A 12,624-nucleotide genomic window follows, 5' to 3' on the forward strand; every position below is an offset into this window, starting at 1 on the left:
GTCGTTTTGGTGCCAGGGCTTGGTGATGATATTCAAGCGATTAAAGCAGGTATCTTAGAAATTGGTGATATTTTTGCCATCAATAAAGCTGACCATGACGGTGTTGATCGTTTAAACACTGAACTTGAGATGATGATGGATTTAAACCAACAAAAAACGGCTTGGCGCCCTCCAGTGAAACGGGTTATCGCCAACCGTGGTGAAGGTATTTGTGAATTAGCTGAATCAATCAGTGCTCATGTGGCTGGTGCCAAAGAATCGGGTGAGTTTGTGAATCGACGCACAGAGCGTACGCGCAGTGAATTACTCGCGATGCTTGATGAGCAGATTGGACGCCATGTGCGTAAAAAATTATCCGATGACGGTAAGATGGATGAGCTTGTAATGAGTGTAGAAAGTCGAGAAAAAAATCCTTATGCTGTTGTGAAAGAAATCATGACAAGTGTTTTGCGATAATGAATAACGGAGGTTTACTATGTTTAATACATTAAAAGTCGATCACATCGGTATTGCTATAAAAGATTTAGAGCAAGCTAAAAAGTTTTATACTGAAGTTCTTGGTATGACCGTTATGGGTGAAGAAACTGTAGAACAACAAAAAGTAAAAGTATGCTTCATTCCTTGCGGTGATAGTGAAGTTGAATTATTAGAATCCACTTCCCCAGATGGTCCTATTGCTAAATTTATTGAAAAAAATGGCGAAGGCATTCAACATCTTGCATTACGTGTAGACAATATTGAGGCTGCTATTGCTGACCTTAAAGAAAAAGGTGTACGCATGATCGATGAAACTCCACGCTATGGCGCAGGCGGAGCTCAAATCGCATTTGTTCACCCTAAAGCAACAGGTGGCATTTTGCTTGAGTTATCTGAGCGTAAATAAACTTAATCTTACTTTTCTTAAGAGTGAATTTATTTAAAGTCAACATGAAGACTTGGCGTAAGCCAAGTCTTTTCATGACTTATATGGTATAATAAAGAAAATGTTAAAAAACTGTACCTAATAATAGGATAAAGCAATAGTGGAGGATTTTTACGTGGAGAAATACCAAGAGATAACAGAATATAGTACTAAAAACTTGATAGGAATGGGATTCATTATTACTGTTCTTGTTAGCTGGTTGGCAATCGAAAGAGAGTCTTATGTAGGTGGTAATGTAAGTTATCTGGGAATCGGGTATATCTTATTTTTTTCGTGCATTCTGATTTGGCGTTATGCAGTTCGGTATACATATATTTTAACGGATCAAGAGCTACGTATTACGAGTCGCTTCTTATGGTTTTCTCCGACGATTGTTATTCCGCTCAATTCGATAGAGACGTATTCCAAACGATATGTTAAGCAGTATTTTAAGCGTGCAGGCATGAGTCGTTATATTTATCGTTACTCATCAGGTGATGGGCGAACGATTCGCATTGTGATCTTTAAAGACAAAGGCAAGCTAAGTGCAGTTTTATTCAAAGTGAGTGACCAATTTATGGAAAAAATACGATTTAAGATTGGCGAAGGTTCTTGATAAAATAAACTCTTGCGATTGTTCAAAGATGAACATTTGCAGGAGTTTTCTATTTTGTGATATTCTATGGTATACTAGTTTTTTTCATTACCAGATAAAATAAAGAAGTCAATCGATAAATAGGGGATGTTATACTATGCAAGATTTAGTCATTATTAAGGGAGCTGGCGATTTGGCGACGGGTATTGCCTATCGACTATTTCGCAGTGGGTTTAAGGTCATTATGACTGAACTTGCTCTGCCTACGGTGATTCGTCGGACGGCGGCATTTGCAGAAGCTGTTTTTTCAGGTCAGATGGTGGTAGAGGGGCTTGTAGCTGTTAAAACTGAGTTAGATGATGTTTTACAGATCATCGATAAAGGACAAATTCCTGTGGTGGTAGATCCTCAAGGGTTAGTTATTCATATGTACAAGCCGCTAGCTGTTGTCGATGCTATGTTAGCAAAAAAGAATATAGGGACAAAGCGAACGGATGCACCCATTGTAATTGGTGTGGGACCTGGTTTTACGGCTGGGCAAGATGTCCATGCGATCGTGGAAAGTATGCGTGGACATTATTTGGGACGTGTTATCACTGAGGGCCAAGCATTAACGGATACAGGAATACCAGGAGAGATTGGTGGTTACACCAAAGAACGAATTTTACGTGCTCCTTGCCAAGGTATCTTTACAGCTGTAGCGAAGATTGGTGATAAAGTTTTAGTCGGGGATACTGTTGCTTATGTGGATGATCAGCCAGTGATTGCCAGTGTAGCAGGTATTTTGCGTGGGTTATTACATGACGACCTTGTTGTCCCCAAAGACATGAAAATTGGTGATATTGATCCTCGCTGTATCTTTGAACATTGTTTTTCCATTTCAGATAAAGCTCGCGCCATCGGTGGTGGGGTACTCGAAGCGATACTCTTTCATCGTACTCAGGGAATGAGTCAAAAATAGTGAGGGGAGTAATCCGATGAAACCATTTGAAATTCTTTTACGGGCAGTTGAAAATGGAATAGCAGTACGCACTGTTACATTGATTGCTGGACCTGTCGAGCAAACTAAACAATTAGGACAAATGCTCATTATTTCTCCTACGAAACAAGTAGAAGGCTGTATTATTGATCAATCTTTTACGGAAAAGATCGTAAGAGAGGTTTGTGACCAAGAGTGGACAAAACCTTGTGTTGTTAGTTTTTTTTATCAAGAAAATGAATATCAAATTTTTTTAAATGTAGTAGGCAATGAAAAAAGACGGGCCATGATTTTCGGTGGAGGACATATCAGCCAGTCTTTAGTTCAAATCTTATCGATCCTTGAGTACGAAGTAACAGTGGTGGATGATCGGTTGGAGTTTGCCCATCCTCACCGTTTTCCTGGAGCGCGCTATGTGATTTGTGATTCTTTTGCGAGTGTATTGCAGAATTTTGAGCCCGATGACCAAACCGCTGTGATCATTGTGACGCGAGGGCATACCTATGATTTAGATTGTTTACGCAGTGTCATTGGTACGAAAGCTGGGTATATCGGCATGATTGGCAGTCGTCGTAAAGTGAAAGCTACTTTGCAGGTTCTAAAAGAAGAAGGGATTGCAGAGCATTTGCTCAATGAGGTGCGAGCACCGATTGGTCTCGATCTAGGCGGGCAGAGTCCTGCAGAAATTGCAGTCAGTATTGCTGCCGAAGTTATAGCAACATTTAAAGGCGGACGTTATTTACCCTTAAGCCATCGTGAAAAGGATGTGCATCATGGATAAAATAATATTGCAGAAAGTTTGTGAGCTCCAAAGCCAAGGGGAGAAATTAGCACTTATTATGATTATTAATACGAAAGGGTCGACACCAAGAAAAATCGGTTCCGCCATGATTGTTGAAAGAAACGGGAAAATATGGGGAACAGTAGGTGGTGGTTGTTGTGAAGCTGAAGTTCGGCAGCGTGCTTTAGTGGCAATGGATGAAGGTATTTCTTGTATTTACCAAGCGACTCTCTTGAATGATGTAGCGGCAAATGAAGGTATGGTTTGTGGTGGAATTATGGATTTTTTTATTCAGGTGCTCTAGATAATGAGAAAAATATGGTATAGTCTCATTTCTAACTTAAGATCCCCTAAAATTGTGACCATCATTGGCGGTGGTGGTAAAACTAGTCTGATGTATTATTTATTAAAAATAGTAAAAGAGCAGGGCGAAATGGTCATTGCAACTACGACTACTAAGCTTTGCAGTCAACAGATGAGCGGTCATTCTTTTGTACAAGTTCAGAGTTTGTCAGCAGCTTGCCAAGTGGTAAAAAGGGTCAGAGAGAAGGAGGAAGCTATCACTCTCGTATATGGTGAAGATCATCATTTTCCAGGGAAAATAGTGGGAATTCCTCAGGAATGGATTGATGAATTAGGAATTCAGTATCCTGGGACTCTGTTTGTCGTTGAGGGAGACGGCTCGGCTGGTAAATCTTTAAAAGGACATTTAGGTTATGAGCCAGTGATTCCAAGTAAGAGCTCTCTGGTGATTATTGTAATTGGCATTGATAGTATAGGGGTGGAGATTAATTCTCAACATGTCCATCGTCCTGAACGTATCTGTGAGTTAGTGGGAGCTGAATCTAAGTCATTAGTGACTACCGATCTCATTACTCAACTATTATTTCATCCTCAAGGATATTTGCATCATTGTTCTCCTGATCAGTTAATAATACCCTTTATTAATAAGGTAGAGTCAGTCAGCCAGCAGCAAAAAGCTAAGGAGTTGGCTCAAAAAATTTTAGCCAACAAACATCCCCAGATAGGTGGCATTATGATTGGCAGCGTGATGAAAGAGGAGGGGCTATGGTTACAGGCGTAATTTTGGCTGCAGGTCAGGCAGGGCGGATGGGCCAGCCTAAGCAATTACTCTCTTTAGGAGGAAAACCTATGGTATGGCATGTAGCATCGACTGTTTGCCAGGCAAATTTTCATGAAGTGATTGTCATTACTGGTGCATATGGTGATGAAGTTACCCAAGTACTAAATGGCTTACCTTTAAGAATTATTTATAACAAACAGTGGGCTGATGGACAATCAACCAGTGTGAAAAAAGCTATTCAGTCAGTCAATCCTAAGTCTCAGGCTGTAGTATTTTTGCTAGCCGATCAACCCTTAGTTGATACCGTATTAATAAATGAAGTCATAGCAACTTATCAGGCAACAAAATCTAGAATTGTGATGCCGCGCGCACAAAATAGGCCTGGAAATCCTGTATTATTTGATCTTAAAGTCTGGCGATCAGCTTTGCTGCAGTTGTCAGGCGATGAAGGGGCGCGGCAAATCATTCGAAAAAATCAGGGAGACATTCAGTATATTGAAAGACTCAATGAGGAAATGTTCCTTGATGTTGATACCCCTGCAGAATTTGAAATAATGAAAAAAAAGTGGCAGATATTGAAGGACTCATAAAGGAAAAACATAATTTGTTCTTAGGGAATAAATCATATTTTTCCTTTATGAGTATGGGTAGCAATTCGTATCTCACAATACCCATAACTTGCTTTTTCCAATTGATATTGATTAAATTTACATACTTGAAAAATTGCAAATATTGAAAAAATGAAGAAGGATAAAAGATTTTAGAGTAGAATTTAGATAAAAACTAGAATTTTAGGATCAACTCTTGACAACAACTGAAGAGCAGAGAGTATAAAGGATATAGGTTACTTAGTAATTTGACTTAATAAATAATTACGGAGGAATTTCGAATGGCTGAATTTAGGATTGATGCTCTTGGTGAAACATGCCCTACTCCCTTGTTAAAAGTACAAGAAAAATGGATAGAGCTTCAAGTTGGTGATATATTAATTATTCATATTGATAGTTATTGTGCACTCAAAAAGATTCCAGATTGGGCCCGTAAAGAGGGATATAACGTTGAGGTTGAAGAGATTAAAGAACGAGTTTGGGATATTTATATTGAAAAAAGTGCATAGAAAAAGAGTACATAACTATTTAGTATAGGTGAAATGATGGTAAAACAACGTGAATATTATGATGTTGCAATTATTGGTGGTGGAGCAGCTGGTTTAACTGCAGGGATTTATTGTGGACGAGCACGGCTTAAAACAATTATTTTTGAAAAATCTGTACCAGGAGGACTGGCTACATATACCAGTGAAATTGCGAATTATCCAGGTTTTCCAGAGGTTCTTTCAGGGACTGAATTAATGAATCTTTTTGAAAAACAGGCGAAGAAATTTGGGGCTGAAGTTAAACTAACTGCTATTAAATCTGTAGATTTCATCAGTAAAGAAAAAGTAGTCAGCACTTTTCGTACTGACTATATGGCAAAAACTGTGATCATTGCTTCTGGGGGAAAACCGCGTTTAACAGGTGCTAAAGGAGAAGAGACTTTCTTATATGACAAAGGTATTTCCTTCTGCGCTACTTGTGATGCTGCTTATTATACTGATAAGTCCGTACTGATTATTGGTAGTGGTGATGCCGCCATTGAGGAAGCTCTTTTTTTGACAAAGTTTGCTCGGCGGGTGCAAGTTTCTGTTATTCATGATAAAGGAACGATTGATGCCAACGCAATCGCCAAAGAATATGCTTTTGCCAATCCAAAACTTGAATTTATTTGGAATACTGTGGTTGAAGAGTTTAAAGGTGAAGAACATCTCCAACAAGTTGTATTGAAAAATAGTAAGACTGGGAATCTGATTCCCATTGACGTGGATGGCTGTTTCTTGTTTATTGGTTATTTGCCTGATACTGATTTATTCAAAGGACAGGTTGCAATGAATCAAAGCGGGTATGTTTTGACAAATGAAAATATGGAAACCAGCCTAGAGGGTGTTTTTGCCGTAGGAGATGTGCGTGCAAAAGGTCTACGCCAGATTGCGACGGCTGTTGGTGATGGAGCCGTTGGCGGAGTCGCTGCAGAGCAATACATTAAACACTCAACGTAGTATGTATAAAGATGAGAACATTTTTAATACCTATCATGACAAGGAGTTTTTGTTATTATGCAGAAAGGAAACAAGAGATAGTAAATAGAGTTGGAGGGGGAGTTTAGATGTCATTACCACTTCGTATCGTTTTTGATTTTACATGCCCATATTGTTATATTGCTTGGAGCTTTGTTAAAAAGTTAAAAGAAAGTGTTTCGATTGAAGATGAGTGGGTAAGTTGGGAAATTCACCCTGATATTCCTCGTGAAGGTGCAAAAATTCAAGATGTAGTACAGGGTATTGATATGACGACAAGACGTCATAAACTCAATGCTCTCGGCGAACCTGTAGGGATTACCCCTGGGGCTAAGGAGTTTGTTCCTAATACCCGCTTAGCCTTAGAAGTTTTGGAATTTGCTAAAGAAAATAATAAAATGCACGAATGGATTGATAGAGTCTATCATGCAAGTTTTGTAGAAGGTAAAAATATTGGAGACAAAGAAGTACTACTCCATATTGCTGAGCAAATAGGTCTCGATGTAGATAAAGTTTGTCAGGCGTTAGATAGTGGTCATTACACTCATATTCTCCAAGAACACGATCAAGAGTGTGTGGAAAAGAAAATAGAATGGGTTCCTACGATATTCAGCGGTGATGAGAAAATTTTGGAAGGTGTATTTACCTTTACAGTATTTGAAGAGGCTATTTGTTCACGCATAGGCTAAAAAATCAAAGCCTATAATAAAGAATTAATGAATTCTCATTTTGATAAATGAATATTCATTAAAAGCAGACCATGAAAGCTGTGAAAGTAGCCTTCGTGGTCTTTTTTGCGCTTTGAAGATACTCCATGACCGGGTAATGTGCACGAAGTAGAAAAAGAACATATTTTGAATGCGATAAAACTCTATGGTGATAATACTATAGGTAAGCAAACAGCGGCAAAAGCCTTAGGAATTGGAGTTGCTACCTTATATCGGAAGTTAAATGAGTTATTATAGATGTGAGAATTATAAAACAAAAAAATGTAATAAAAATAGCCTAGACTTTTATCTTCTTTTACGTTATGATGTCTTTAAAAGAAAATTAAATATTTTGCATAATCAGAAAGTATGATACTTTCTCGATTATAAGTAAGGGCAACTAAAACTTCGGTCTGCGCTGAGCCTTGACCAAAATTAAGTTTTCTTTATAAAATTGAAGCAATGGAGCTCCAAAATGATAAGAAGTATCGTTTTGGGGCTTTTAAACTTATTTTACTATGCCCCCTTGGGTAATTACCCACGATATAGAATAAAATAGATAATGGAGGAAATCAGATGAAGAGTAGAAAAAAGAAGTATCATGTATTGTTGTTAGCCATGTTCTTAATTGTAGCTGTTTTAGTCACAGGTTGTGGTAACCAGAAGGCGGCAGAGAATAAACCAGCTGGACAAGAAAAACTGAAGGTAGCTTTTATCTACGTGGGACCTGTTGGTGATGCTGGATGGTCTTATGCTCATGATCAAGCACGCCAATATTTGGGGAAAGAATTACCGAATGTAGAGACAACCTTTGTCGAAGCCGTTCCTGAGGGAGCTGACGCTGAACGAGTCTTGACTGAACTAGCAATGAAAGGTAATAAAATTATTTTTGCTACCAGCTTTGGTTATATGGATTATGTACAAAAAGTTGCCCAAAAGTTTCCTGATGTAACCTTCCTGCATTGTTCAGGTTTTAAAACTGCGAAAAATGTGGGTACATATTTCGGTAGAATGTACCAAGCCCGTTATTTATCAGGTATCGTAGCTGGCAAACAAACTCAGGGTAATGTCATTGGTTATGTGGCTGCTTTCCCTATTCCAGAAGTTGTTCGTGGTATCAATGCTTTTACGTTGGGAGCACAATCGGTCAATCCTAATGTGACTGTAAAGGTGGTATGGACTAATACTTGGTATAATCCAGCTACTGAAAAAGATGCTGCTAAAAGCTTACTTGATGCTGGTGCTGACGTGATTGCTATGCATCAAGATACTCCTGGACCAATGCAAGCTGCTGAAGAGAAAGGCAAATTTGGTATTTCTTACAATACAGATATGCATTCTTTTGCACCAAAAGCTATTCTAACTGGACCAGTATGGAATTGGGGACCTTATTATGTGAAAACTGTAAAAGCCATAATGGATAAAACATGGAAGTCTGAACAATATTGGGGTTCTATGGCTGAAAATATCGTTGATTTAGCACCTTATGGAGCTATGGTGAGTGAAGACACCAAAGCGTTGGTTGCCAAGAAAAAAGAATCGATTGTGAAAAATGAGTGGGATGTATTTACAGGACCGATTGTTGATCAACAAGGTCAAGTAAAGATTGCTGAAGGGCAAAAAATGTCTGATAAAGATATGTTAGAGTTTAATTGGTTTGTTAAAGGTGTAGAAGGTACAATTTCCAAATAATTGGTCAATCATGATTAGGGTAAGAACCTATTATGGGGAAAGCATAGCAGCTCGATAGAAACACGCGAGCTGCTATGACTTTAAGTAGCTTTAATGGTGCTAAAAGGGGGCGATCAACATAAAAACACCTATTGTAGTGATGAAAAATATAACAAAGAGTTTCCCTGGTACTCTCGCCAATGACCAAGTGAATTTAGTCATTCATAAAGGTGAAATTCATGCACTGCTCGGAGAGAATGGTGCAGGTAAAAGTACACTGATGAGTATTTTGACTGGTTTATATCGACCAGATCATGGTGAGATCTATATTAATGATCAACCAGTGGAATTTTACTCACCGAAAGATGCAGTGCTCAAGGGAATTGGTATGGTTCATCAGCATTTTAAGTTGGTAAAAACATTTACTCTTGTTGAGAATATTCTTTTGGGAATGCAGTTTGGCAGCGAAATATACGATTTGAAGGAAATTAGGAAAAAAATTCAAGAGTTTTGTCAAAATTATGGCTTTACTGTTGATTCAGATATTCAAGTTCGTCAACTATCGATTGGTGAACAACAGCGAGCTGAGATTATAAAATCTTTATTTTGGGGAGCCGAAATTTTAATTTTAGATGAGCCTACTGCAGTACTTACACCCCAGGAAGCCACTGAACTTTATAAAACCTTAAGGCTTATGGTAGATCAAGGCAAAAGTGTCATTGTTATCTCTCATAAACTGACTGAGGTGATGGAAAACACTGATAATATCACAGTATTACGTGGTGGTAAAGCCGTTGGTACTGTCACTACAGCCCAGACGAATGAAGAAGAATTGACTCGAATGATGGTTGGGCGTAATGTTTTATTCGATGTACCCAAAAAAACAATTAGCCAGGGTTCCAAAGTGCTGGCTCTAAATGATGTATCTTGTTTGGGCAATCGAGGACAGATGGCTTTGCGTAACATCTCTCTTGATATATTTGGTGGTGAAATCTTAGGTATTGCTGGTGTAGCTGGTAATGGGCAAAGTGAATTGGCAGAGATGATTGCTGGTTTACGATCTTTGGAAACGGGTACTAAATTGATTGATGACATTGATCATACCAATAGTAGTGTAAGAACGCTTATTTCAGCGGGCGTCAGTTATGTACCAGAAGATCGTTTGGGAACTGGACTCGTGCCAGGGCTCAATGCTGTTGATAATTTTATTTTGAAAAGTTACCAGAGTGCTGCCCCTTATTTTATTAATTGGCGCGAGGCAGAAGAGAAAACTAAAGTTGCAGTTGAAAAGTTTGATATAAAATTAGCAAGTTTATCTAATTCTGTTAATATGCTGTCTGGTGGTAATTTGCAAAAATTATTATTGGCTCGTGAAATTACCGCAAATCCCCGCTTGATTGTGGCTGTTTATCCCATGCGTGGTCTAGATGTAGGTGCTATGGAAGTGGTACGCAACCTTTTAATGGGCGAACGTGATGCTGGAAAAGGAGTTCTTTTAATTTCGGAAGAGTTAGAAGAATTGTTTATGTTATCTGATCGAATTGTTGTATTACATGAAGGTGAAATCATGGGTATTGTCCAGCCAAGTGATACAAATATAGAAACCGTCGGTATGATGATGGCTGGGAAAAGGATGTTGAAAGAAAATGCAATATAAATGGATGTCGAAAATTCATTTTGAAAAAAGAAGTACAACTGCGCGGTCGGTGTTGTTTTTCGTACCCCTACTTTCTATTATTGTGGGATTATGCTTTGTAGGATTGTTTATTGGAGCGACAGGGAAAAGTCCATTCTATATTTATGGGCTTATGTTTGAAGGGGCCTTTGGTTCAGAGTATGGATTATCAGAGACAATCGTTAAGTCAATTCCTTTGATGCTGACAGGACTTGCCGTAGCTTTAGCCTTTCGTATGCAACTTTGGAATATCGGTGCTGAAGGGCAACTTTATATGGGTGCTTTTGGTGCGACTTGGGTGGCACTGAATTTTCCTGATTGGCCTGCTTATTTATTATTGCCAGGTATGCTCATTATGAGTTTTATAACAGGTGGTATTTGGGGACTTTTGCCTGCCATTCCGCGAGCCTTTTTTAAAGTCAATGAAACCATTACAACCTTACTGCTAAATTACGTAGGGATCTTGTGGGTTGATTATTTAGTATATGGTCCATGGCGAGATCCTAAGGGATTTAATTTCCCCATTACGGCTCCATTTTCTGAGAATGCCATACTGCCTGTCTTGGGAGACAGCCGTATTCACGTTGGGCTTATTTTGGCACTTTTAATGGCTGTGGTGCTATATGTTGTACTAAAGTATACGAAATGGGGTTTTGAGATTCGAGTGAGTGGTGAGAGTTCAATCGCTGCTCATTATGCAGGAATGAATTATATCAGAAATATTTTGCTTGTGATGTTTGTGAGTGGCGGTCTGGCTGGAATTGCAGGTATGACAGAAGTTTCAGGTATTACTCAGCGCCTGCAGCATGGTATTTCACCAGGCTATGGTTATTCAGCCATTATTATTGCTTGGTTGGCACGTTTAAATCCTTGGGCAGTTATTGTTGTATCCTTCCTGTTTGGTGGTTTACTCGTTGGCGGTTACAGCATTCAAACAAGCGGTTTTCCAGCTGCAACGGTGGCTATGTTGCAAGGTGCTATTTTATTTTTTGTTGTCGGTGGGGAAATTTTTGTGAAATATCGTTTAACCTGGAGTGGCAAAGGGGGTAATCAATAGTGGAACAATCTTTGCTGATAGCAATGCTCGCCACTGGCATTATTGCTGGTACACCGATTTTATTTGCTGCCCTTGGTGAAATTATAAGTGAACAGGCGGGGGTACTCAATCTCGGAGTCGAAGGTATGATGCTCGTTGGTGCTGTGACAGGTTTTATGGTTACCATGCAAACCGATAATCAATGGTTAGGGCTGTTCGCTGCCATCGTAGCTGGTGGTTTGATGGCATTGATTCACGCCTTCTTGACCATTACTTTGCGTGCCAATCAGGTCGTCAGTGGTCTGGCATTGACGATATTTGGTACAGGATTGAGTGGTTATTTAGGGCAAACTTTAATTGGTAAACCATTACAGTCTACTTTTAAACCTGTACCTATTCCTGGTCTAAGTGAAATTCCTTGGATAGGACCTAGCTTATTTCAGCATGATCTATTAGTTTATTTAGGTTATTTGGGCGTAGGGGTGTGTTGGTTCGTACTCTATCGCACCAGAACGGGTTTGAAAATTAGAGCTGTTGGGGAAAATCCTGGTGCAGCAGATGCTGCAGGAGTGAATGTCTTTGCGATTCGTTATGGTTGTGTTATGTTTGGTGGTATGTTGGCTGGTATGGGCGGGGCTTATTTATCCTTAGCTTATGCACCTTCATGGCTTGAAAATATGACCGCTGGGCGAGGATGGATCGCAGTCGCGCTGGTTATTTTTGCTACTTGGAATCCGACCAAAGCTTTCTTAGGAAGCTGGTTATTTGGAGTTGTTGATGTGTTAGGTTTTCATTTGCAAAATTTAGGAATTACTGTATCTTCCTTCTTTCTAAAAATGTTACCTTATGTAATTACGATTGTTGTACTAATTATTGTGAGTCGGGAGACCAAGAAACGTCATGTAGCATCACCTAGTGCGCTAGGTATACCATATAATCGAGAAGAACGATAGGCAGAAGGTGGAAGGCTATGAACAACCCTTCTGCCTTCTGTTTTTGCATCTAAGTACAATCAAGTCATGATCCAATTTTATTTGCCCGTGACTGTATCAGTCAAATGACTATCCAATTCATGAAGGATA

At 39.1% G+C, this 12,624-nt stretch carries 15 protein-coding genes and 1 pseudogene; all 16 read left to right on the forward strand.

What is annotated here, in order from left to right; genetic code table 11:
- Positions 1-456 (forward strand): annotated as a pseudogene (locus ACAN52_RS07015) (methylmalonyl Co-A mutase-associated GTPase MeaB); the annotation flags it as partial.
- Positions 457-475: 19 nt separating this feature from the next.
- Positions 476-883: a methylmalonyl-CoA epimerase gene (gene mce, locus ACAN52_RS07020; protein WP_378953856.1), complete on the forward strand. Its 408-nt coding sequence runs from the start codon at positions 476-478 to the stop codon at positions 881-883.
- A 154-nt stretch (positions 884-1,037) separates the two neighbouring features.
- Positions 1,038-1,517, forward strand: a complete 480-nt coding sequence (locus ACAN52_RS07025) for a hypothetical protein (RefSeq protein WP_378953858.1) — start codon at positions 1,038-1,040, stop codon at positions 1,515-1,517.
- Positions 1,518-1,653: 136 nt separating this feature from the next.
- Positions 1,654-2,457 (forward strand): selenium-dependent molybdenum cofactor biosynthesis protein YqeB, encoded by an 804-nt coding sequence (gene yqeB, locus ACAN52_RS07030; RefSeq protein ID WP_378953860.1) that lies wholly within the window; start codon positions 1,654-1,656, stop codon positions 2,455-2,457.
- A gap of 16 nt (positions 2,458-2,473) precedes the next feature.
- Positions 2,474-3,256 carry an XdhC family protein gene (locus ACAN52_RS07035; protein WP_378953861.1) on the forward strand — a complete coding sequence of 261 codons (783 nt, stop codon included), beginning with the start codon at positions 2,474-2,476 and terminating at the stop codon, positions 3,254-3,256.
- On the forward strand, positions 3,249-3,560 hold the full coding sequence (locus ACAN52_RS07040) for an XdhC family protein (protein WP_378953862.1): 312 nt from the start codon (positions 3,249-3,251) through the stop codon (positions 3,558-3,560). Before ACAN52_RS07035 ends, ACAN52_RS07040 begins: the two co-directional genes overlap by 8 nt.
- 3 nt (positions 3,561-3,563) lie before the next feature.
- Positions 3,564-4,340 (forward strand): selenium cofactor biosynthesis protein YqeC, encoded by a 777-nt coding sequence (yqeC, locus tag ACAN52_RS07045; protein ID WP_378953863.1) that lies wholly within the window; start codon positions 3,564-3,566, stop codon positions 4,338-4,340.
- Complete coding sequence (locus ACAN52_RS07050) at positions 4,325-4,930, forward strand: NTP transferase domain-containing protein (protein ID WP_378953864.1); 606 nt, start codon at positions 4,325-4,327, stop codon at positions 4,928-4,930. The genes yqeC and ACAN52_RS07050 overlap by 16 nt, the downstream gene beginning before the upstream one ends.
- 299 nt (positions 4,931-5,229) lie before the next feature.
- Positions 5,230-5,457 carry a sulfurtransferase TusA family protein gene (locus tag ACAN52_RS07055; protein WP_378953865.1) on the forward strand — a complete coding sequence of 76 codons (228 nt, stop codon included), beginning with the start codon at positions 5,230-5,232 and terminating at the stop codon, positions 5,455-5,457.
- Positions 5,458-5,490: 33 nt separating this feature from the next.
- On the forward strand, positions 5,491-6,435 hold the full coding sequence (locus tag ACAN52_RS07060) for an NAD(P)/FAD-dependent oxidoreductase (RefSeq protein ID WP_378953866.1): 945 nt from the start codon (positions 5,491-5,493) through the stop codon (positions 6,433-6,435).
- A 107-nt stretch (positions 6,436-6,542) separates the two neighbouring features.
- On the forward strand, positions 6,543-7,142 hold the full coding sequence (locus ACAN52_RS07065; RefSeq protein WP_378953867.1) for a DsbA family protein: 600 nt from the start codon (positions 6,543-6,545) through the stop codon (positions 7,140-7,142).
- 138 nt (positions 7,143-7,280) lie between these two features.
- On the forward strand, positions 7,281-7,418 hold the full coding sequence (locus ACAN52_RS07070; RefSeq protein WP_378953868.1) for a helix-turn-helix domain-containing protein: 138 nt from the start codon (positions 7,281-7,283) through the stop codon (positions 7,416-7,418).
- A gap of 318 nt (positions 7,419-7,736) precedes the next feature.
- Positions 7,737-8,852, forward strand: coding sequence for a BMP family ABC transporter substrate-binding protein (locus ACAN52_RS07075; protein ID WP_378953869.1), 1,116 nt, complete (start codon positions 7,737-7,739; stop codon positions 8,850-8,852).
- A gap of 139 nt (positions 8,853-8,991) precedes the next feature.
- Positions 8,992-10,488 carry an ABC transporter ATP-binding protein gene (locus ACAN52_RS07080; protein WP_378953870.1) on the forward strand — a complete coding sequence of 499 codons (1,497 nt, stop codon included), beginning with the start codon at positions 8,992-8,994 and terminating at the stop codon, positions 10,486-10,488.
- The gene (locus ACAN52_RS07085) at positions 10,478-11,563 is read left to right on the forward strand and encodes an ABC transporter permease (protein WP_378953871.1); all 1,086 of its coding nucleotides are present in this window, start codon (positions 10,478-10,480) and stop codon (positions 11,561-11,563) included. The genes ACAN52_RS07080 and ACAN52_RS07085 overlap by 11 nt, the downstream gene beginning before the upstream one ends.
- Complete coding sequence (locus ACAN52_RS07090; RefSeq protein WP_378953873.1) at positions 11,563-12,495, forward strand: ABC transporter permease; 933 nt, start codon at positions 11,563-11,565, stop codon at positions 12,493-12,495. Before ACAN52_RS07085 ends, ACAN52_RS07090 begins: the two co-directional genes overlap by 1 nt.
- The last annotated feature ends 129 nt before the right edge of the window (positions 12,496-12,624 follow it).

Source organism: Pelosinus sp. sgz500959, assembly GCF_042610375.1.
Lineage (GTDB): Bacteria > Bacillota > Negativicutes > DSM-13327 > DSM-13327 > CTSoil-075.